Raw genomic sequence first — 21,466 nt, 5'->3', positions numbered from 1 at the left:
CAGCACACCGACTTTTTTGCGCAAATGCGCGAAAAGCCTTGCATTATAGCGAGGCTTTTCGTTTTCCGCAAGCAATCAATGACTTAGCGCTGTCCGGCAGGCCGGACAAGCTCTGGAAGCCTTATTGCAGCTTGATTTCAACGTCCACGCCGGCCGGCAGATCGAGCTTCATCAATGCGTCAACGGTTTTGTCCGTCGGATCGACGATGTCCATCAGGCGTTGGTGCGTACGGATTTCGAGCTGGTCGCGCGACGTCTTGTTGACGTGCGGCGAACGCAGGATGTCGAAGCGTTGAATGCGGGTCGGCAGGGGCACCGGGCCGCGCACGATCGCGCCAGTCCGCTTTGCCGTGTCGACGATTTCAGCTGCCGATTGATCGATCAAACGATAGTCGAAAGCCTTCAGGCGAATGCGGATTTTCTGGTTCTGCATGACAATTCCTTGGAAAAGAGCGAGGCGGTATTGCGCCGCCAGATAGTAAAAGAACGTAGAGCCGGGCGCCCGCTTGGGGCCGGCGCCCGGCTCCGGGCACCACTTGCTGCAAGTTCAATCCGCGATTTTACTCGAGAATCTTGGCAACCACACCAGCGCCGACCGTACGGCCGCCTTCGCGAATTGCGAAACGCAGACCTTCTTCCATCGCGATCGGGTTGATCAGCTTCACCGTGATCGACACGTTGTCGCCCGGCATGACCATTTCCTTGTCCTTCGGCAACTCGATCGAGCCCGTCACGTCCGTCGTACGGAAGTAGAACTGCGGACGATAGTTGTTGAAGAACGGCGTGTGACGGCCACCTTCGTCCTTGCTCAGCACGTACACTTCAGCCGTGAAGTGCGTGTGCGGGTTGATCGAACCCGGCTTCGCCAGAACCTGGCCACGCTCCACGTCTTCACGCTTCGTGCCGCGCAGCAGGATACCAACGTTGTCGCCTGCCTGACCCTGGTCGAGCAGCTTGCGGAACATTTCCACGCCCGTGCAGGTCGTCTTCACCGTCGGCTTGATACCAACGATTTCGATTTCTTCGCCGACCTTCACGATGCCGCGCTCAACGCGACCCGTCACCACCGTGCCGCGACCCGAGATCGAGAACACGTCTTCCACCGGCATCAGGAACGCACCGTCAACTGCGCGCTCCGGCGTCGGGATGTACGTGTCCAGCGCATCGGCCAGGTTCATGATCGCCACTTCGCCCAGCTCGCCCTTGTCGCCTTCCAGCGCCAGCTTGGCCGAACCCTTGATGATCGGCGTGTCGTCGCCCGGGAAGTCGTACTTCGACAGAAGTTCGCGAACTTCCATCTCGACCAGCTCCAGCAGCTCAGCGTCGTCCACCATGTCGCACTTGTTCAGGAACACGATGATGTACGGAACGCCAACCTGACGCGCCAGCAGGATGTGCTCACGCGTTTGCGGCATCGGGCCGTCTGCAGCCGAGCACACCAGGATCGCGCCGTCCATCTGCGCTGCGCCCGTGATCATGTTCTTCACATAGTCAGCGTGGCCCGGGCAGTCGACGTGTGCGTAGTGGCGGTTAGCCGTTTCGTACTCGACGTGTGCCGTGTTGATCGTAATACCACGTGCCTTTTCTTCCGGCGCCGCGTCGATCTGGTCGTATGCCTTCGCTTCGCCGCCAAACTTCTGCGTCAGAACCGTCGTGATCGCTGCCGTCAGCGTGGTCTTGCCGTGGTCAACGTGACCGATCGTGCCGACGTTCACGTGCGGCTTGGTCCGTTCGAATTTACCTTTAGCCATGTTTCTCTTCTTTCAAAAAGTTAATCGTTAAATGACTTGCCGCGCGCTTACTTCGACTTCGCGTTGATGATCGCTTCCGACACGTTGCGCGGTGCTTCGGAATAGTGCTTGAACTCCATCGTGTACGTTGCACGACCTTGGGTCAGCGAACGCAGCGACGTCGAGTAGCCGAACATTTCCGACAGCGGGACTTCTGCGCGAACGATCTTGCCACCGCCGACCATATCGTCCATGCCCTGGACGATACCGCGACGACCCGACAGGTCGCCCATCACGTTGCCCATGTAGTCTTCCGGCGTTTCGACTTCGACGGCCATCATCGGTTCGAGGATGACCGGCTGAGCCTTGCGCATTGCTTCCTTGAACGCCATCGAACCGGCCATGCGGAACGCATTTTCGTTCGAGTCAACATCGTGGTACGAACCGAACGTCAGGTGAACCTTCACGTCAACGACCGGGAAGCCCGCCAGCACGCCTGCCTTCAGCGTTTCCTGGATACCCTTGTCGACTGCCGGGATGTATTCACGCGGAATCACACCGCCCTTGATCTCGTCCAGGAACTCGTAGCCCTTGCCCTGCTCGTTCGGCTCGAGCGTGATGACCGCGTGACCGTACTGGCCGCGACCACCCGACTGCTTGACGAACTTGCCGTCAACGTCTTCCGCCTTGCCGCGAATCGTTTCGCGGTAAGCAACCTGCGGCTTGCCGACGGTCGCTTCCACGCCGAATTCACGACGCATACGGTCAACCAGAATTTCCAGGTGGAGCTCGCCCATGCCCGAAATAATGGTTTGGCCCGATTCTTCATCCGTTTGAACGCGGAACGACGGATCTTCCTGAGCCAGACGGTTCAGTGCGAGACCCATCTTTTCCTGGTCCGGCTTCGTCTTCGGCTCAACAGCCTGCGAAATCACCGGCTCCGGGAAAATCATGCGCTCGAGCACGATCGGGCTTTGCGGATCGCACAGCGTGTCGCCGGTCGTCGCGTCCTTCAGGCCGACTGCTGCAGCGATGTCGCCCGCGCGGACTTCCTTGATTTCTTCGCGCTGGTTCGCGTGCATCTGCAGAATACGACCCAGACGTTCCTTCTTGTCCTTGGTCGCGTTCAGCACGGTGTCGCCCGAATTCACAATGCCCGAGTACACGCGGAAGAAGATCAACTGGCCGACGAACGGGTCGGTCATGATCTTGAATGCCAATGCCGAGAACTTCTCGTCGTCAGCAGCGCGGCGCTCACCTTGCTCGCCGTTCTCCAGCTCGCCGGTAACCGGCGGGATGTCGATCGGCGACGGCAGGAAGTCGAGCACGGCGTCCAGCATGCGTTGCACGCCCTTGTTCTTGAACGCGGTGCCGCACAGCATCGGCTGGATTTCGCAAGCGATCGTACGGTCGCGCAGACCCTTGATGATTTCCGCTTCAGAGAGCTCGCCCTCTTCCAGGTACTTGTTCATCAGGTCTTCGCTCGACTCGGCAGCCGCTTCGACCATCTTCTCGCGCCACTCGTTGCACGTGTCAGCCAGCTCTGCCGGGATGTCTTCGTAGGAGAACTTCGTGCCTTGCGACGCGTCGTCCCAAATGATCGCCTTCATCTTCAGCAGATCGACGACGCCCGTGAAGTTTTCTTCCGCGCCGATAGGCACCACGACCGGAACCGGGTTCGCCTTCAGACGCAGCTTGAGCTGGTCGTAGACCTTGAAGAAGTTCGCGCCGGTACGGTCCATCTTGTTGATGAACGCGAGACGGGGAACCTTGTACTTGTTAGCCTGACGCCACACGGTTTCCGACTGGGGCTGAACGCCGCCCACAGCGCAGTACACCATGCACGCGCCGTCGAGCACGCGCATCGAGCGCTCAACTTCAATCGTGAAGTCGACGTGGCCCGGGGTGTCGATGATGTTGATGCGGTGCTCAGCGCGGTCGCCGGCCATGCCTTTCCAGAACGCCGTGGTAGCAGCGGACGTGATCGTGATACCGCGTTCCTGCTCCTGCTCCATCCAGTCCATGGTGGCAGCGCCGTCGTGAACTTCACCAATCTTGTGGTTCACGCCGGTATAGAACAGGATGCGCTCGGTCGTCGTCGTTTTGCCGGCGTCGATGTGAGCGCTAATACCGATGTTACGGTAGCGCTCGATAGGTGTCTTGCGAGCCACTTTGATCCTCTATTGGGATGACGCGATGCGAGAAAATACCCATCGCGCTGTAACACAAACGGGCGAGGCGCTTTGTAAGCGCACCCGCCCGGAATTTCTTTCCGTTTTTCCGCTAAACCCGGGTTCGGGAAGCTTAGAAACGGAAGTGCGAGAACGCCTTGTTGGCTTCTGCCATCCGGTGAACTTCGTCGCGCTTCTTCATTGCGCCGCCACGGCCTTCGGCCGCTTCGGAGAGTTCACCTGCAAGACGCAGGGCCATCGACTTCTCGCTGCGCTTCTTCGCGGCTTCACGCAGCCAACGCATCGCCAATGCCATACGACGCGACGGGCGCACTTCGACCGGAACCTGATAGTTCGCACCACCAACGCGGCGGCTCTTGACTTCGACCACCGGCTTGACGTTGTTGAGCGCTACCGTGAACACTTCCAGCGGGTCCTTGCCACCCTTGGTCTGGATCTGTTCGAAAGCGCCGTACACGATGCGTTCAGCAACCGACTTCTTGCCGGACAGCATCAGCACGTTCATGAACTTAGCTACATCAACGTTACCGAACTTCGGATCCGGCAACACTTCCCGCTTGGGGACTTCGCGACGACGCGGCATGTTTCTTCCTTTAACTTTTCAGTTGGAGCTACTCAGCCCCGCGGCCACCAACTAACCCGATTCATCTTCAAGACTTACCAGCCCGGTCGGGTGACCACTTACTCGACAGCACCGGCGATTCCGGCACCACCGCTATTACCGCCTTTGCAGGCGACCTGAAACCACTAAACCGGCCAGATTACTTGCCAGCCTTGGCACGCTTCGCACCGTACTTCGAGCGAGCCTGCTTACGATCCTTGACGCCCTGGGTATCCAGCGAGCCGCGAACCATGTGGTAACGCACACCCGGCAAGTCCTTGACACGGCCGCCGCGAATCAGCACGACCGAGTGTTCCTGCAGGTTGTGGCCTTCACCACCGATGTACGAAATGACTTCGAAGCCGTTCGTCAGACGAACCTTGGCAACCTTACGCAGTGCCGAGTTAGGCTTCTTCGGCGTCGTGGTGTACACACGGGTGCACACGCCACGACGCTGGGGGCAGTCCTGCAAAGCCGGGCTCTTGCTCTTCGTCGTTTCCGACGCGCGGCCTTTGCGAACCAGTTGATTGATGGTTGGCATTGTTTATTCCTGAAATTGAACAAAATCGACGCATCTGTTTCCGGGCAAAGCAGAAACGATTGCGCATCGAACTTCCGGACGGGCTGCCAGTGGGTGAATCGACTTCACGCGCAGGCATTCCAAGAACCGGAACCTAGCATAATATTCCAAAAATGCTAAGGGAGTCAACAGGTTGCGATGTTTCGCACCCCTGCCGACCTTCCCTGACACAGACGGAACGCTCAATCGGCGGCAACGACTTCCAGCAATTCGTCGCCGAAACGATCGAGTTTACGGGCGCCCATACCCGGAATGCCGCGCAAATCCTCAATGGAATCGGGGCCGTTGCGGGCAATTTCCGCCAGCGTTGCATCGTGGAAGATCACATAAGCCGGCACGCCGTCGCTCTTCGCCGTTTCGGTGCGCCACGTGCGCAAGCGCTCCCAGCGGGCGCGTTCGCGCGGCCCCATGCCGATCGTCGGATCGGCTCGCTCACTGGTGCGCCCGGACGACTGGCGCGTACGGGTCGGTTTCACGTAGCGGCGCATCGTCACGTTCTGCTCGCCCTTGAGCACCGGCTTGCTTGCCTCGGTCAGCACCAGCGAACCAAAACCTTCGTGATCGACCGTCAGATAGCCGAACGCCACCAGCTGGCGAAACACCGCGCGCCACTCCGGCTCGCCAAGCGCCGCGCCGATGCCGAACGTGGTGAGCTTTTCGTGGCCACGCTGCATGATCTTCTCGCTGCGATTGCCGCGCAGAATGTCGATCAGGTGCCCGGCGCCAAAATGGAACCCACTCGCGCGCTGCGCACGAAACACACAGGACAGCGCCATCTGCGCCTCGCGCGTCGCATCCCAGGTTGCGGGTGGTTCAAGACAGTTGTCGCAGTTGCCGCACGGCTTGCTGGTTTCGCCAAAGTAAGCGAGCAGCCGAACACGCCGGCAGGTCGCCGCCTCGCACAAACCGAGCAGCGCGTCGAGCTTGCCGGTTTGCACGCGCTTGTGGGCGTCGTCGGCATCGGACTCGTCGATCATCTTGCGTTGCTGTACGACGTCGCCCAGACCGTAGGCCATCCATGCGTTCGCCGGCATGCCGTCACGACCGGCCCGCCCGGTTTCCTGATAATAGCCTTCGACACTCTTCGGCAAATCCAGGTGCGCCACGAACCGCACGTCCGGTTTGTCGATGCCCATGCCGAACGCGATCGTCGCGCACATCACGATGCCCTCCTCGCGCTGGAACATCTCCTGATGCTTCTGGCGAATCTCGAACTCCATGCCGGCGTGATACGGCAGCGCGCGCATGCCTTTTTCCTTCAACCACTCCGCCGTCTCCTCCACCTTGCGGCGCGACAGGCAATAGACCACACCGGCGTCGGTCGTGCCGTCCGGCTTTGAATGTTCGGCGCGGATGAAGTCCAGCAGTTGCGCGCGCGCATTGTCTTTTTCGACGATGCGGTAGCGGATGTTCGGCCGGTCGAAGCTCGACACGAAGATTCGCGCGTCATCGAGCGCCAGACGGTGGATGATTTCGTCGCGTGTGATCGCGTCCGCGGTCGCCGTGAGCGCGATGCGCGGCACGTTCGGGAAGCGTTCGTGCAGCACCGAGAGCTGAATATATTCGGGGCGGAAATCGTGCCCCCATTGCGATACGCAATGCGCTTCGTCGATGGCGAACAGACCGATGCGCGTGCGTTCCAGCAACTCCTGAAAACGCGGCGTCATCAGGCGTTCCGGCGCGACGTAAAGCAGATCGATCTCGCCCTCGCGCAACGCGCGCTCAGTGGCCATCGCCTCCGCGCTCGACAAAGTCGAGTTTAAATACGCGGCGCGCACGCCAACTTCAGTGAGCGCGGCCACCTGATCCTGCATCAGTGCAATCAGCGGCGACACGACGATGCCCGTGCCGAAGCCACCTTCGCGCCGCACCAACGACGGAATCTGATAGCACAGCGACTTGCCGCCGCCCGTGGGCATCAGCACGAGACAGTCGCCGCCGCCGGCGACGTGCTCGACAATTTCGCCCTGCTGCCCTCTGAACGCGGGATAACCGAAGACTTCGTTGAGGATTTCGAGCGGACGGGACATGAATTTGAGAGAAGCAGCAAAAAGCCGATGACACGAATTTTACCAACGCATTCGTGCTGCGCCCGCGCTTTGCGACAACGTTAGCCATCCGGCCTACGACTTCACAAAAGCGCACAAAAATGAGGCGCATAAAAAAAGCCGCTCAGTCGAAACTGAGCGGCTTCGCTGGCTAGAGCCCCAAGCGGCTTGCGCCGCCAGGACTTACTCGCCTGAGTGCTGCTGTTCGGCGGCCGGGGTTTCCGGCGTACCGAATTCGAACGACTCTTCTGCTGCGATCTGATCGAAACGCTCGCGGTCGGACAGTTCCTTGCTCTTGCGTGCCTTGTGGAACGCGAGACCCGTACCAGCCGGGATCAGGCGGCCGACGATCACGTTTTCCTTCAGACCACGCAGATCGTCGCGCTTGCCCATGATCGCCGCTTCGGTCAGCACGCGAGTCGTTTCCTGGAACGACGCCGCGGAGATGAACGAATCGGTCGACAGCGACGCCTTCGTGATACCGAGCAACACGTTTTCGTACGTTGCCGGACGCTTGTCTTCCGCGATCATACGGTCGTTTTCGTCGAGCATATCCGACCGCTCGACCTGTTCGCCCGGGATGAAACGCGTATCACCGTTGTCCGTAATCTGCACGCGGCGCAGCATCTGACGAACAATCACTTCGATGTGCTTGTCGTTGATCTTCACGCCTTGCAGACGGTACACGTCCTGCACTTCGTCCACGATGTAACGCGACAGCGCCTCGACGCCCTGCAAACGCAGGATGTCGTGCGGATCCGCCGGCCCGTCGACGATCATTTCGCCCTTGTTGACGACTTGACCATCGTGCACCAGAACCTGCTTTTCCTTCGCGATCAGGAACTCGTGCTGGTTGCCCTCGAGGTCCGTGATAACGAGACGCTGCTTGCCCTTCGTGTCCTTACCGAACGACGTCGTACCCGTGACTTCCGCCAGGATACCTGCGTCCTTCGGCGAACGTGCTTCGAACAGTTCCGCCACACGCGGCAGACCGCCGGTAATGTCACGCGTCTTCTGCGATTCGGTCGGGATACGTGCGAGCACTTCACCCACCTGCACTTGCTGACCGTCCTTCACGGTGATCAGAGCGCCGACCTGGAAACCGATCTGCACCGAGTGCTCGGTGTTCGGGATCTTGACTTCTTCGCCGCTCGCATCGAGCAGCTTGACCTGCGGACGCACCGTCTTCGACGCTTGCGAACCACGACGCTTCACGTCGATCACGACCAGCGTCGACAGACCGGTCACATCGTCGATCTGCTTCGCCACGGTCACGCCTTCTTCGACGTTTTCGAACTTCACCGTGCCACCGTACTCGGTGATGATCGGACGCGTCATCGGGTCCCATGTCGCCAGTTGCGTGCCGGCCTTGATCTGCGCGCCGTCCAGTTGCAACAGCGTCGCACCGTACGGCACCTTGTGACGTTCGCGCTCGCGACCGTGGTCGTCGGTGATCATCGCCTCGCCCGAACGCGAGATGACGATCTGCTCGCCCTTCGCGTTGGTGACGTAACGCATCGTCGCTGTGAAACGCACCGTACCGTTCGACTTCGCTTCAACCGACGAAGCCACCGCCGCACGCGATGCCGCACCACCGATGTGGAACGTACGCATCGTGAGCTGCGTGCCCGGTTCACCGATCGACTGCGCAGCGATCACGCCGACTGCTTCGCCAACGTTGACCGACGAGCCGCGGCCCAGGTCGCGGCCGTAGCAGGCTGCGCACAGACCGTAACGCGTTTCGCAAGTCAGCGGCGTACGCACGCGCACTTCGTCGATGCCGAGGCGTTCGATTTCTTCGACCGCGTCTTCGTCGAGCAGCGTGCCCGTTTCGTACAGCGTTTCCTGCGATTCCGGATTGACGACGTCAGCCACCGTCACGCGACCCAGGATACGGTCACGCAGCGCTTCGACGACTTCACCGCCTTCGACCAACGCCTTCATCGCGACGCCGTTGGACGTACCGCAATCGTCCTCGACCACCACGAGATCCTGCGTCACGTCGACGAGACGTCGCGTCAGGTAACCCGAGTTTGCGGTCTTCAGTGCCGTATCAGCCAGACCCTTACGTGCACCGTGGGTCGAGATGAAGTACTGCAACACGTTCAGGCCTTCACGGAAGTTCGCCGTGATCGGCGTCTCGATGATCGAGCCGTCCGGCTTCGCCATCAGGCCGCGCATGCCGGCCAGCTGACGAATCTGAACTGCGGAACCACGAGCGCCCGAGTCCGCCATCATGTAGATGGAGTTGAACGATTCCTGACGCGTTTCGTTGCCGTCGCGATCCGTGACCGGTTCCGTCGACAGCTGTTCCATCATCGCCTTGCCGACCGCTTCCGACGTCGCCGACCAGATGTCGACCACGTTGTTGTAGCGCTCTTGCGACGTGACGAGACCCGACATGTACTGACGGTCGTATTCCTTCACCTTCTTCGCGGCGTCGCCGACGATGGTTTCCTTCTGCGGCGGCACGAGCATGTCGTCGACGCAGATCGAGATACCAGCGCGCGTTGCCAGACGGAAACCCGACTGCATCAACTGGTCGGCGAAAATCACCGTTTCGCGCAGACCGCACTTGCGGAATGCGGTGTTGATCAGACGCGAGATTTCCTTCTTCTTCAGCGGCTTGTTCAGCACCGAGAATGGCAGGCCCGGCGGCAGAATTTCCGACAGGATCGAACGGCCGACGGTCGTCGCGTACAGCGTGATCTTCGGCACGAATGCCGGCGCACCTTCCGACTTGTCTTCGTTGTGGACCATTTCCGTGATCCGCACGTTGACGCGCGAGGCCAGCTCGACTTCCTTGTTCTCGTATGCACGCAGCGCTTCCGAGACGCCCGTGAACGTCAGGCCTTCGCCCTTGCCGTTCACTGCTTCGCGGGTCGCGTAGTACAGGCCGAGCACGATATCCTGCGACGGCACGATCGACGGATCGCCGTTGGCCGGGAACAGGACGTTGTTCGACGCCAGCATCAGCGTGCGCGCTTCCATCTGCGCTTCCAGCGACAGCGGCACGTGAACAGCCATCTGGTCACCGTCGAAGTCGGCGTTGAACGCCGCGCAAACGAGCGGGTGCAGCTGGATGGCCTTACCTTCGATCAGCACCGGCTCGAAAGCCTGAATGCCAAGACGGTGCAGCGTCGGCGCACGGTTCAGCATGACCGGATGCTCGCGGATCACCTCTTCCAGGATGTCCCACACCACCGGCGTCTGGTTCTCGACTTCCTTCTTCGCAGCCTTGATGGTGGTAGCAACACCCATCACTTCGAGCTTGTTGAAGATGAACGGCTTGAACAGTTCGAGCGCCATCAGCTTCGGCAGACCGCACTGATGCAGCTTGAGCGTCGGGCCGACCACGATCACCGAACGACCGGAGTAGTCGACGCGCTTACCGAGCAAGTTCTGACGGAAACGACCGCCCTTACCCTTGATCATGTCAGCGAGCGACTTCAGCGGACGCTTGTTCGCGCCGGTCATCGCCTTACCGCGACGGCCGTTGTCGAGCAGCGAATCGACGGCTTCCTGCAGCATCCGCTTTTCGTTGCGGACGATGATTTCAGGCGCCTTCAGTTCGAGCAGACGCTTCAACCGGTTGTTACGGTTGATCACGCGGCGATACAGGTCGTTCAGGTCCGACGTCGCGAAGCGGCCGCCGTCCAGCGGCACCAGCGGACGCAGTTCCGGCGGCAGCACCGGCAGCACTTCGAGCACCATCCAGTCAGGCTTGATGCCCGAACGCTGGAAAGCCTCGAGCACCTTCAGGCGCTTCGCGTACTTCTTGATCTTCGCTTCCGAACCCGTGTTCTTGAGTTCGGTACGGAGCATCTCGACCTGTTCGTCGATGTTGATCGCGCGCAGCAGCTCGCGAACGCCTTCCGCACCCATCTCGGCACGGAATTCGTCACCGTATTCTTCGACCTTGTTGTAGTAATCCTCTTCGGTCATGATCTGCCGCGCTTTCAGCGGCGTCATGCCCGGATCGATCACCACGTATGCTTCGAAGTACAGCACGCGTTCGATGTCGCGCAGCGTCATGTCGAGCACCATGCCCAGACGCGACGGCAGCGACTTCAGGAACCAGATGTGCGCAACCGGCGAGGCCAGTTCGATGTGGCCCATCCGTTCGCGACGCACCTTCGCCAGCGTCACTTCGACGCCGCACTTCTCGCAGATCACGCCACGGTGCTTCAGGCGCTTGTACTTACCGCAAAGGCATTCGTAGTCCTTGATCGGACCGAAAATCTTCGCGCAGAACAGACCATCGCGTTCCGGCTTGAACGTCCGGTAGTTGATGGTTTCCGGCTTCTTCACTTCACCGAACGACCACGAACGGATCTTGTCCGGCGAGGCCAGACCGATCTTGATCGCGTCAAAAACTTCAGGTTGTTGGACTTGCTTGAATAGATCGAGCAAAGCTTTCATCGCTTCTCTCCAGTAGTCCGATTAGTTGCGGTCGAGGTCGATGTCGATACCGAGCGAGCGGATTTCCTTCACCAACACGTTGAAGGATTCCGGCATGCCTGCATCGATCACGTGATCGCCCTTGACCAGGTTCTCGTACACCTTGGTCCGGCCTGTCACGTCGTCCGACTTCACCGTCAGCATTTCCTGCAGCACGTACGATGCGCCGTACGCTTCGAGCGCCCACACTTCCATTTCACCGAAACGCTGGCCACCGAACTGCGCCTTACCGCCCAACGGCTGCTGCGTCACGAGCGAGTACGGGCCCGTGGAACGCGCGTGCATCTTGTCGTCGACCAGGTGGTGCAGCTTCAGGTAGTGCATGTAGCCGACCGTCACCGTACGTTCGAACATCTCGCCCGTGCGGCCGTCGTACAGACGAACCTGATTCTTCGACGGCGTCATGCCGAGGTTCTTCGCGATGTCGTCCGGGAATGCCAGATCCAGCGCGCGCGACATTTCTTCTTCCGTCGCACCGTCGAACACCGGCGTTGCAAACGGCACGCCTTCGCGCAGGTTCTTCGCCAGCTCAACGATTTCGTCGTCGGTGAAGCTGTCCAGCTCTTCAGCACGGCCCGACTCGTTGTAGATCTTGGTCAGGAATTCGCGCAGTTCAGCGATCTTCGCCTGACGCTGCAGCATTTCGCCGATACGCCAGCCCAGACCCTTCGCGGCCCAACCCAGATGCACTTCGAGAACCTGACCCACGTTCATCCGTGACGGCACGCCGAGCGGGTTCAGAACGACGTCAGCCGGACGGCCGTCGGCCATGTACGGCATGTCTTCGATCGGAACGATCTTCGACACGACACCCTTGTTACCGTGACGGCCGGCCATCTTGTCGCCAGGCTGCAGACGGCGCTTGACTGCCAGGTACACCTTGACCATCTTCAGCACGCCCGGCGGCAGTTCGTCGCCTTGCGTGAGCTTCTTGCGCTTTTCTTCGAACGCCAGATCGAACTGGTGACGCTTTTCTTCGATCGAGTTCTTGATCGCTTCGAGCTGCGCCGCTGCTTCTTCGTCCGCGAGGCGGATGTCGAACCAGTGGTAGTGGTCGAGATCTTCCAGGTAAGCCTGTTCGATCTTCGTGCCCTTCGCGAGCTTCTTCGGACCGCCGTTCGCGACCTTGCCGTCGAGCATACGTGCGAGACGCTGGAACGCGTCGCCTTCCACGATGCGCAGCTGGTCGTTCAGGTCGAGGCGATAGCGCTTCAGTTCATCGTCGATGATCTGTTGCGCACGCTTGTCGCGCTGAATGCCTTCACGCGTGAACACTTGAACGTCGATGACCGTACCGCTCATGCCTGACGGCACGCGCAGCGACGTGTCCTTCACGTCCGAAGCCTTTTCACCGAAGATCGCGCGCAGCAGCTTTTCTTCCGGCGTCAGTTGGGTTTCGCCCTTCGGCGTGACCTTACCGACCAGCACGTCGCCCGCTTCGACTTCCGCGCCGATGTACACGATGCCCGACTCGTCGAGACGGCCAAGCTGCACTTCCGCGAGGTTCGAAATGTCGCGCGTGATTTCTTCCGGTCCGAGCTTCGTGTCGCGAGCCACGACGTTCAGCTCTTCGATGTGGATCGACGTGTAGCGGTCGTCAGCAACCACCTTCTCCGAGATCAAAATCGAGTCTTCGAAGTTGTAGCCGTTCCACGGCATGAACGCGATCAGCATGTTCTGGCCGAGCGCGAGCTCGCCCAGATCGGTCGAAGCGCCGTCAGCCAGCACGTCGCCGCGCGCAACCTTGTCGCCCATCTTCACGATCGGACGCTGGTTGATGTTCGTGTTCTGGTTCGAACGCGTGTACTTGATCAGGTTGTAGATGTCCACACCGACATCGCCCGCCACCGCTTCGTCGTCGTTCACGCGAATCACGATACGGCCTGCGTCGACGTAATCGACCACACCGCCGCGGAATGCCTGAACCGTCGTGCCCGAGTCGACTGCCACCGTGCGCTCGATACCCGTACCGACCACGGCCTTTTCAGGACGCAGACACGGCACAGCCTGACGCTGCATGTTCGAACCCATCAATGCGCGGTTCGCGTCATCGTGCTCGAGGAACGGAATCAGCGAAGCTGCGACCGACACGATCTGCGACGGCGCCACGTCCATGTACTGGATGCGGTCCGGCGTGACCATCAGCGTTTCGCCTGCTTCACGCGACGACACGAGTTCATCGGTCAGCGAGCCGTCGGCAGCCACCGCCGCGTTCGCCTGAGCGATCACGTAACGGCCTTCTTCGATCGCCGACAGATAGTCGATCTGGTCGGTCACCTTGCTGTCGACCACCTTGCGATACGGCGTTTCGAGGAAGCCGTATTCGTTCAGGTGCGCGTACAGCGCCAGCGAGTTGATCAGGCCGATGTTCGGACCTTCCGGCGTTTCAATCGGACACACACGACCGTAGTGAGTCGGGTGCACGTCGCGGACTTCAAAGCCAGCGCGCTCGCGCGTCAAACCGCCCGGGCCAAGTGCCGAAACGCGGCGCTTGTGGGTAATTTCCGACAGCGGGTTCGTTTGGTCCATGAACTGCGACAGCTGCGACGAACCGAAGAACTCGCGAATCGCCGACGAAATCGGCTTCGAGTTGATCAGGTCGTGCGGCATCAGGTTTTCGCTTTCGGCCTGGCCGAGGCGTTCCTTCACAGCACGTTCGACACGCACGAGACCTGCGCGGAACTGGTTTTCCGCCAGTTCGCCGACACAACGCACACGACGATTGCCCAAGTGGTCGATGTCGTCCACTTCGCCCTTGCCGTTACGCAGTTCGACCAGGATCTTGATCGTGGCGAGGATGTCGTCGTCTTGCAACGTCATCGGACCGACGATCTCGTCGCGACCCACGCGACGATTGAACTTCATACGACCCACCTTGGACAGGTCGTATGCGTCTTCGCTGTAGAACAGACGGTTGAACAGCGCCTCGACCGCTTCTTCGGTCGGCGGTTCGCCCGGACGCATCATGCGGTAGATCGCGATGCGAGCGGCCATCTTGTCCGCCGTTTCGTCGATCCGCAGCGTCGACGAGATGTACGGACCTTGATCCAGATCGTTCGTGTAGAGCGTCTGGATGTCTTTGATCTTCGCTTCGCGGAGCTTTTCGAGGACGGTTTCGGTGATTTCGTCGTTCGCGTTGGCGATGACCTCACCGGTGTCGCCGTCGACGACGTTCTTCGCCAGCACGCGGCCGAGCAGATAGTCTTCCGGGACCGAGATGAACTTGGTCTTCGCGTTGTCGAGGTCGCGAATGTGCTTCGCGTTGATCCGCTTGTCCTTCTGGACGATCACGTTGCCGTCACGGTCCGAGATGTCGAAGCGCGCGACTTCGCCGCGCAGACGCTCCGGCACGAATTCCATCTGCGCGCCTTCCGGCATCAGCGTGAAATTGTCGAACACGAAGAAGTTTGCGAGGATCTGTTCCGGCGTGAGACCGATTGCCTTCAACAGGATCGTGACCGGCATCTTGCGGCGACGGTCGACGCGGAAATACAGCACGTCCTTCGGGTCGAACTCGAAGTCGAGCCACGAACCGCGGTAAGGAATGATACGAGCCGAGAACAGGAGCTTGCCCGAGCTGTGCGTCTTGCCCTTGTCGTGTTCGAAAAACACGCCCGGCGAACGGTGCAGCTGCGAAACGATCACACGTTCCGTGCCGTTGATGACGAACGAACCGGTCGGCGTCATGAGCGGAATTTCGCCCATGTACACTTCCTGCTCCTTCACTTCCTTGACGACCGGCTTGCTCGGCGATTCCTTGTCGAGCAGCACCAGACGCACTTTCGCGCGCAGGGCCGAGCAGTACGTCAAACCGCGCTGCTGACATTCCTTGATGTTGAATGCCGGCGGCGACAGCATGTAGCTGACGAACTCGAGACGAGCGAAACCGTTATGCGAAACGATCGGGAAAACGGAGGTAAACGCAGCTTGCAGGCCTTCCGGCTTGCGTTGCGTAGACGACGTGTCTGCTTGCAGAAACGTGCTGAATGATTCAAGCTGGGTAGCCAGCAGGAAAGGTACTTGGTGAACGATGGGGCGCTTCGCAAAACTCTTGCGAATACGCTTCTTCTCGGTGAAGGAATATTGCATACGATCTCCGAATCACGGCGGGCATTGTTGTCGAGGCAGGATACCTTGATGAGACAACCCGAGTGTTCACCGACTGAGACCCGATGGCCGTCCGATGGCTTGAACGAGCCTAGAAGCTTGGTGGTTGGCCGCTACCAACCGCTGGCTGACGGCAGCGGATGCCTATGTTGCCCGCTACCCGACCAAACTTGCCTTCTGCAGTCGCTTCAGAAGACAAAGAAAAACGCCGGTCAATATTGCCGAAGGGCGGTTTTCTTTGGCTTCTGGGAGTCTCGTTCTTGCCGAAACAGCCGTGCAAAAACGCAGCTCCCACAAAGCACAAAAAGGCCGGCGGTGGAAAACCGCCAGCCTTCGCACAGCGCGCTGAACCTTACTTGATTTCAGCTTTCGCGCCGGCTTCTTCCAGCTTCTTCTTGGCTTCTTCAGCAGCAGCCTTCGGCACCGATTCCTTAACAGGCTTCGGTGCACCGTCGACCAGGTCCTTCGCTTCCTTCAGGCCGAGACCCGTCAGTTCGCGAACAGCCTTAATGACGGAAACCTTGTTCGCGCCGACGTCAACCAAGTTGACCGTGAATTCGGTCTGCTCTTCAGCAGCAGCAGCAGCGCCGCCGCCTGCCGGGCCTGCCACTGCAACAGCAGCTGCCGACACGCCAAACTTTTCTTCGAACGCCTTAACCAACTCGTTCAGTTCCAGAACCGACATCGAGCCTACGGCTTCGAGGATGTCTTCTTTTGCGATTGCCATTTGAAATACTCCTAAATTGAATTCGGATACAGCCAGCGATCAATCACGCTCGACTGAAGTGCGTTACGCAGCGGTTTCTTCGCCTTGTTTCTTTTCTGCCAGCGCGGCCAGAGCGCGCGCAAAGCCGGAAACAGGTGCTTGCATAACGTACAACAGCTTGGAGAGCAGTTCTTCGCGGCTCGGGATGTTTGCCAGCGCTTGCACGCCAGCCTTGTCCATCACCTTGCCTTCGTAGGAACCAGCCTTGATGACCAACTTGTCATTGCCCTTGCTGAAGTCGTTGACGACCTTAGCTGCAGCAATTGCATCTTCCGAGATGCCGTAGATCAGGGGGCCAGTCATCTGCTCTGCCAGCGGAGCAAACGGGGTACCTTCGACAGCGCGACGCGCCAGCGTGTTTTTCAACACACGAAGGTAAACCTGTTGCTCACGCGCTTTCGCGCGCAGCTTGGTCAGATCGCCAACCGCGATTCCACGATACTCAGCCAGAACCACGGTCTGGGCTTTCGCGACTTGCGCGGCAACCTCAGCGACCACAGCCTGCTTGCTTTCTTTGTTGAGTGGCACGGTTAACCTCCAGATTCGATACACGCAGCGTGCGCCTTGTGTACCGCGTTCAATAACGGCGTCCGACCAGTCAGGAGTATTTCGACCGCCTGACACCCGCATTGCTGCGGACGTCAACCGGCTTCATCACTACAAAACCTTTTCGGGTTCGCCATCTGCGTTGGCTTTACATTAAGGACTTGCCTACCTACTGCTTGCCCGCCAACGGTCTTTGACAACCGGCTGTGCGATGCAGACTGCCACCTCACAACCGCCCAAAGCCCATAAAACCGCCCCGACTCGCGCCGAGGCGATGAAATTTATTACTGTGCAGCGAGCGATGCCTGGTCGACGCGAACGCCGACACCCATCGTGCTCGACACAGCAACCTTGCGCAGGTAGACACCCTTGCTCGTTGCCGGCTTCGCCTTTTGCAGTGCTTCGACCAGCGCGCTCAGGTTGCTACGCAGAGCCGTCGGCTCGAACGAAGCACGGCCGATGGTCGCGTGGATGATACCGGCCTTGTCGACACGGAATTGCACCTGACCAGCCTTGGCGTTCTTGACCGCAGTCGCGACGTCCGGCGTAACCGTACCGACCTTCGGGTTCGGCATCAGGCCACGCGGGCCGAGGATCTGACCCAGCGTACCGACGACGCGCATCGTGTCCGGCGAAGCGATCACGATGTCGAAGTCCAGCTTGCCAGCCTTGACCTGTTCAGCCAGGTCTTCCATACCAACGACTTCTGCGCCGGCGGCACGAGCTTGCTCAGCCTTTTCACCTTGTGCGAACACTGCGACGCGGACCGACTTACCAGTACCAGCCGGCAGCACGACCGAACCACGAACCACTTGGTCCGACTTCTTCGCGTCGATGCCGAGTTGCACTGCGACGTCGATCGACTCGTCGAACTTCGCGCTTGCGCATTCCTTGACGATCGACAGAGCTTCGTCGATCGCGTACAGCTTCTGACGATCAACCTTGGCTGCAAATGCTTGCAGACGCTTCGAAAGCTTAGCCATTTACACGCCCTCCACGGTGATGCCCATCGAGCGGGCGCTACCAGCGATCGTACGAACCGCTGCGTCCAGATCAGCTGCCGTCAGATCGGGCATCTTGGTCTTGGCGATGTCCTCAGCTTGAGCACGGGTGATCTTGCCGACCTTGTCGGTATGCGGCTTGCTCGAACCCTTGTCAATCTTAGCTGCCTTCTTGATTAGAACCGTGGCCGGCGGCGTCTTCAGTACAAACGTGAAGCTCTTGTCAGCGAACGCGGTGATCACGACCGGAATCGGCAGACCCGGCTCCATTGCTTGAGTCTGCGCGTTGAACGCCTTGCAGAACTCCATGATGTTCAGGCCGCGTTGGCCCAGTGCCGGGCCGACCGGCGGCGACGGGTTGGCTTTACCTGCAGGAATCTGCAGCTTGATAAAGCCGATGATTTTCTTTGCCATGTTGAAAACCTCTTTGGAACGTTCCAGAAATAAATGCGAACGTTCAGTGAGTAGTAGCGCGCGTTCGTCGAAACTGACTACTTACGCTCCTCAACGACCATTACGCGGACCGTAAGCGCGAAATACGGAACGCACCGACCGGTGCGCCCCGTAGAATTCTGGATTACAACTTTTCGACCTGGCCGAATTCCAGCTCGACCGGCGTTGCCCGGCCGAAGATTGTAACGGAAACACGGACGCGCGACTTTTCGTAGTTCACTTCTTCGACGCTGCCGTTGAAATCCGTGAAAGGACCATCCTTCACCCGAACCATCTCGCCAACTTCGAACAGGGTCTTCGGACGCGGCTTCTCCACGCCTTCCTGCATTTGCGACATGATCTTTTCGACTTCCCGCGGGGAAATCGGGCTCGGGCGATTTCGCGCACCGCCAACGAAACCGGTCACCTTAGCCGTGTTCTTCACAAGGTGCCACGTTTCATCTGTCATTTCCATTTCCACGAGCACGTAGCCTGGGAAGAACCGACGTTCGGTCACCGATTTGTGACCGCCCTTCACCTCGACCACCTCTTCGGTCGGAACGAGGATTTGACCAAACTGGTCTTGCATGCCAGCACGTTCGATGCGCTCCTGAAGCGCACGTTGCACGCTCTTCTCCATACCGGAGTAGGCGTGCACCACATACCAACGTTTGCCGCTCGGGGATGCCGGAGTATCGCTCATATCATTTCCAACCCAGAATCACCGAGAAAATCGCCCATTCAATGGATTTGTCACTAACCCAAAGAAAAATTGCCATGACGAACACGAAGCCGAAAACTACGAGCGTTGTCTGGGTCGCCTCTTTGCGAGTAGGCCAAACAACCTTACGGACTTCCTTGTACGAATCTTTGGCGAAAGCGATGAAACCCTTGCCAGGCGCGGAGAGAAGACCGACCGCAACGCCCGCGATCGCACCAACAGCCAAGGCAGCTCCGCGGATGTACCATTCCTGGCCATTGAGCCAGAAGAACCCCACGAACCCGGCCAAGACCAACAATACCCCTGCAACGAGCATCAACTTGTCGCCGGATGTATTTACAGTTTCGACGGAAGGATTCGCCATAACACCTTAACGAAGCGCCACATACGACGCAAGAGTTGGCAGGGGCAGAGGGAATCGAACCCCCAACCTTCGGTTTTGGAGACCGACGCTCTGCCAGTTGAGCTATGCCCCTAAACCATTTGGGGTTGACGACACCGCCAACCCCGAAACTACCGATCCACGAGAACTATCTGGCGTTACTCGAGAATCTTGGCAACCACACCAGCGCCGACCGTACGGCCGCCTTCGCGAATTGCGAAACGCAGACCTTCTTCCATCGCGATCGGGTTGATCAGCTTCACCGTGATCGACACGTTGTCGCCCGGCATGACCATTTCCTTGTCCTTCGGCAACTCGATCGAGCCCGTCACGTCCGTCGTACGGAAGTAGAACTGCGGACGATAGTTGTTGAAGAACGGCGTGTGACGGCCACCTTCGTCCTTGCTCAGCACGTACACTTCAGCCGTGAAGTGCGTGTGCGGGTTGATCGAACCCGGCTTCGCCAGAACCTGGCCACGCTCCACGTCTTCACGCTTCGTGCCGCGCAGCAGGATACCAACGTTGTCGCCTGCCTGACCCTGGTCGAGCAGCTTGCGGAACATTTCCACGCCCGTGCAGGTCGTCTTCACCGTCGGCTTGATACCAACGATTTCGATTTCTTCGCCGACCTTCACGATGCCGCGCTCAACGCGACCCGTCACCACCGTGCCGCGACCCGAGATCGAGAACACGTCTTCCACCGGCATCAGGAACGCACCGTCAACTGCGCGCTCCGGCGTCGGGATGTACGTGTCCAGCGCATCGGCCAGGTTCATGATCGCCACTTCGCCCAGCTCGCCCTTGTCGCCTTCCAGCGCCAGCTTGGCCGAACCCTTGATGATCGGCGTGTCGTCGCCCGGGAAGTCGTACTTCGACAGAAGTTCGCGAACTTCCATCTCGACCAGCTCCAGCAGCTCAGCGTCGTCCACCATGTCGCACTTGTTCAGGAACACGATGATGTACGGAACGCCAACCTGACGCGCCAGCAGGATGTGCTCACGCGTTTGCGGCATCGGGCCGTCTGCAGCCGAGCACACCAGGATCGCGCCGTCCATCTGCGCTGCGCCCGTGATCATGTTCTTCACATAGTCAGCGTGGCCCGGGCAGTCGACGTGTGCGTAGTGGCGGTTAGCCGTTTCGTACTCGACGTGTGCCGTGTTGATCGTAATACCACGTGCCTTTTCTTCCGGCGCCGCGTCGATCTGGTCGTATGCCTTCGCTTCGCCGCCAAACTTCTGCGTCAGAACCGTCGTGATCGCTGCCGTCAGCGTGGTCTTGCCGTGGTCAACGTGACCGATCGTGCCGACGTTCACGTGCGGCTTGGTCCGCTCAAACTTACCCTTGGCCATTTTCGACTCCTAAGAGGATTTTTCCGTACGTTGCGCCGGGCGCAAACAATCACCGAGTACTTCTGGTGCCCATGGGCAGGATCGAACTGCCGACCTCTCCCTTACCAAGGGAGTGCTCTACCACTGAGCCACATGGGCGCTACTTCTGTGTCACTGGAGCGGGTGAAGGGAATCGAACCCTCGTCGTAAGCTTGGAAGGCTTCTGCTCTACCATTGAGCTACACCCGCGAGGATTCATGGATTCCCAACAACTGCTACAACTTGCATTCTGGTGGAGGAGGTTGGATTCGAACCAACGTAGGCGTAAGCCAACAGATTTACAGTCTGCCCCCTTTAGCCACTCGGGCACCCCTCCGCAGAGAACTGATGATTATGGGGGAACAACCGTTTGTTGTCAAGACTTGCTTGACCGTTCCAAACCCAAAGCTCTCACTTATATAGTGATTCCAGTCCTTCCGTAAACGCAGAAACCCCACCTTTTGGGGGCGGGGTTTCTGTTGCTGCTAGGGAGCCTGACGATTACCTACTTTCACACGGGCAATCCGCACTA

General features: G+C 59.3%; 16 protein-coding genes and 4 tRNA genes. 1 reads left to right on the top strand and 19 read right to left on the bottom strand.

Annotation, left to right across the window (positions count from 1 at the left end):
* Positions 1-121: 121 nt before the first annotated feature.
* The 8 genes from rpsJ to rpoB all read right to left on the bottom strand — a co-directional run bounded on the left by rpsJ (position 122) and on the right by rpoB (position 15,701).
* On the bottom strand, positions 122-433 hold the full coding sequence (rpsJ, locus tag ACZ9H4_RS32190; protein ID WP_006998489.1) for a 30S ribosomal protein S10: 312 nt from the start codon (positions 431-433) through the stop codon (positions 122-124).
* A gap of 127 nt (positions 434-560) precedes the next feature.
* The gene (gene tuf, locus ACZ9H4_RS32185) at positions 561-1,751 is read right to left on the bottom strand and encodes an elongation factor Tu (protein ID WP_105511076.1); all 1,191 of its coding nucleotides are present in this window, start codon (positions 1,749-1,751) and stop codon (positions 561-563) included.
* A gap of 47 nt (positions 1,752-1,798) precedes the next feature.
* Positions 1,799-3,901: an elongation factor G gene (fusA, locus tag ACZ9H4_RS32180; RefSeq protein WP_175164670.1), complete on the bottom strand. Its 2,103-nt coding sequence runs from the start codon at positions 3,899-3,901 to the stop codon at positions 1,799-1,801.
* 133 nt (positions 3,902-4,034) lie between these two features.
* Positions 4,035-4,505 (bottom strand): 30S ribosomal protein S7, encoded by a 471-nt coding sequence (gene rpsG / locus ACZ9H4_RS32175; RefSeq protein WP_006053291.1) that lies wholly within the window; start codon positions 4,503-4,505, stop codon positions 4,035-4,037.
* Positions 4,506-4,683: 178 nt separating this feature from the next.
* Positions 4,684-5,064 (bottom strand): 30S ribosomal protein S12, encoded by a 381-nt coding sequence (gene rpsL, locus ACZ9H4_RS32170; protein ID WP_006998493.1) that lies wholly within the window; start codon positions 5,062-5,064, stop codon positions 4,684-4,686.
* A 221-nt stretch (positions 5,065-5,285) separates the two neighbouring features.
* Entirely contained in the window at positions 5,286-7,133 is a 1,848-nt protein-coding gene (gene recQ / locus ACZ9H4_RS32165) for a DNA helicase RecQ (protein ID WP_476122458.1), read from the bottom strand.
* 201 nt (positions 7,134-7,334) lie between these two features.
* Positions 7,335-11,573 (bottom strand): DNA-directed RNA polymerase subunit beta', encoded by a 4,239-nt coding sequence (gene rpoC / locus ACZ9H4_RS32160; protein WP_408149844.1) that lies wholly within the window; start codon positions 11,571-11,573, stop codon positions 7,335-7,337.
* Positions 11,574-11,594: 21 nt separating this feature from the next.
* Positions 11,595-15,701, bottom strand: a complete 4,107-nt coding sequence (rpoB, locus tag ACZ9H4_RS32155; protein ID WP_121315902.1) for a DNA-directed RNA polymerase subunit beta — start codon at positions 15,699-15,701, stop codon at positions 11,595-11,597.
* 124 nt (positions 15,702-15,825) lie between these two features.
* On the opposite strand from rpoB, the gene ACZ9H4_RS32150 reads away from it, so the two are divergent.
* Positions 15,826-16,068: a hypothetical protein gene (locus ACZ9H4_RS32150; protein WP_408149842.1), complete on the top strand. Its 243-nt coding sequence runs from the start codon at positions 15,826-15,828 to the stop codon at positions 16,066-16,068.
* 3 nt (positions 16,069-16,071) lie between these two features.
* On the opposite strand, the gene rplL is transcribed toward ACZ9H4_RS32150, so the two are convergent.
* The 11 genes from rplL to ACZ9H4_RS32095 all read right to left on the bottom strand — a co-directional run bounded on the left by rplL (position 16,072) and on the right by ACZ9H4_RS32095 (position 21,271).
* Positions 16,072-16,446 (bottom strand): 50S ribosomal protein L7/L12, encoded by a 375-nt coding sequence (rplL, locus tag ACZ9H4_RS32145; protein ID WP_408149840.1) that lies wholly within the window; start codon positions 16,444-16,446, stop codon positions 16,072-16,074.
* Positions 16,447-16,509: 63 nt separating this feature from the next.
* Entirely contained in the window at positions 16,510-17,013 is a 504-nt protein-coding gene (rplJ, locus tag ACZ9H4_RS32140) for a 50S ribosomal protein L10 (RefSeq protein WP_042329779.1), read from the bottom strand.
* A gap of 302 nt (positions 17,014-17,315) precedes the next feature.
* Positions 17,316-18,014 carry a 50S ribosomal protein L1 gene (rplA, locus tag ACZ9H4_RS32135; protein ID WP_042329780.1) on the bottom strand — a complete coding sequence of 233 codons (699 nt, stop codon included), beginning with the start codon at positions 18,012-18,014 and terminating at the stop codon, positions 17,316-17,318.
* A complete protein-coding gene (gene rplK, locus ACZ9H4_RS32130; RefSeq protein ID WP_042329781.1) occupies positions 18,015-18,446 on the bottom strand; it encodes a 50S ribosomal protein L11 in 432 nt (143 codons plus the stop codon).
* 163 nt (positions 18,447-18,609) lie between these two features.
* Positions 18,610-19,167: a transcription termination/antitermination protein NusG gene (gene nusG, locus ACZ9H4_RS32125; protein WP_007180147.1), complete on the bottom strand. Its 558-nt coding sequence runs from the start codon at positions 19,165-19,167 to the stop codon at positions 18,610-18,612.
* Position 19,168: 1 nt separating this feature from the next.
* Positions 19,169-19,549, bottom strand: a complete 381-nt coding sequence (gene secE, locus ACZ9H4_RS32120; RefSeq protein ID WP_179707953.1) for a preprotein translocase subunit SecE — start codon at positions 19,547-19,549, stop codon at positions 19,169-19,171.
* Between the two features lie 36 nt (positions 19,550-19,585).
* Positions 19,586-19,661 (bottom strand) — tRNA-Trp (locus tag ACZ9H4_RS32115).
* 64 nt (positions 19,662-19,725) lie between these two features.
* Positions 19,726-20,916, bottom strand: coding sequence for an elongation factor Tu (gene tuf / locus ACZ9H4_RS32110; RefSeq protein ID WP_105511076.1), 1,191 nt, complete (start codon positions 20,914-20,916; stop codon positions 19,726-19,728).
* A gap of 63 nt (positions 20,917-20,979) precedes the next feature.
* Positions 20,980-21,054: transfer RNA gene (locus tag ACZ9H4_RS32105), tRNA-Thr, on the bottom strand.
* Positions 21,055-21,070: 16 nt separating this feature from the next.
* Positions 21,071-21,144: transfer RNA gene (locus tag ACZ9H4_RS32100), tRNA-Gly, on the bottom strand.
* A 41-nt stretch (positions 21,145-21,185) separates the two neighbouring features.
* Positions 21,186-21,271: transfer RNA gene (locus ACZ9H4_RS32095), tRNA-Tyr, on the bottom strand.
* Positions 21,272-21,466 lie beyond the last annotated feature (195 nt).

It is taken from the genome of Paraburkholderia sp. TE9906 (assembly GCF_056279605.1).
The sequence above is the reverse complement of the archived record's forward strand: the minus strand, read 5'-3'. Positions and strand labels throughout refer to the sequence as shown.

Excerpts from the sequence above, each read along its gene's own strand:
- rpoC (WP_408149844.1), bottom strand. The coding sequence starts at position 11,573 with ATGAAAGCTTTGCTCGATCTATTCAAGCAAGTCCAACAACCTGAAGTT.
- rpsG (WP_006053291.1), bottom strand. The coding sequence starts at position 4,505 with ATGCCGCGTCGTCGCGAAGTCCCCAAGCGGGAAGTGTTGCCGGATCCG.
- rplK (WP_042329781.1), bottom strand. The coding sequence starts at position 18,446 with ATGGCAAAGAAAATCATCGGCTTTATCAAGCTGCAGATTCCTGCAGGT.
- tuf (WP_105511076.1), bottom strand. The coding sequence starts at position 1,751 with ATGGCTAAAGGTAAATTCGAACGGACCAAGCCGCACGTGAACGTCGGC.
- rpsJ (WP_006998489.1), bottom strand. The coding sequence starts at position 433 with ATGCAGAACCAGAAAATCCGCATTCGCCTGAAGGCTTTCGACTATCGT.
- rplA (WP_042329780.1), bottom strand. The coding sequence starts at position 18,014 with ATGGCTAAGCTTTCGAAGCGTCTGCAAGCATTTGCAGCCAAGGTTGAT.
- rpsL (WP_006998493.1), bottom strand. The coding sequence starts at position 5,064 with ATGCCAACCATCAATCAACTGGTTCGCAAAGGCCGCGCGTCGGAAACG.
- nusG (WP_007180147.1), bottom strand. The coding sequence starts at position 19,167 with ATGAGCGATACTCCGGCATCCCCGAGCGGCAAACGTTGGTATGTGGTG.
- recQ (WP_476122458.1), bottom strand. The coding sequence starts at position 7,133 with ATGTCCCGTCCGCTCGAAATCCTCAACGAAGTCTTCGGTTATCCCGCG.
- secE (WP_179707953.1), bottom strand. The coding sequence starts at position 19,549 with ATGGCGAATCCTTCCGTCGAAACTGTAAATACATCCGGCGACAAGTTG.
- tuf (WP_105511076.1), bottom strand. The coding sequence starts at position 20,916 with ATGGCCAAGGGTAAGTTTGAGCGGACCAAGCCGCACGTGAACGTCGGC.
- rpoB (WP_121315902.1), bottom strand. The coding sequence starts at position 15,701 with ATGCAATATTCCTTCACCGAGAAGAAGCGTATTCGCAAGAGTTTTGCG.
- rplL (WP_408149840.1), bottom strand. The coding sequence starts at position 16,446 with ATGGCAATCGCAAAAGAAGACATCCTCGAAGCCGTAGGCTCGATGTCG.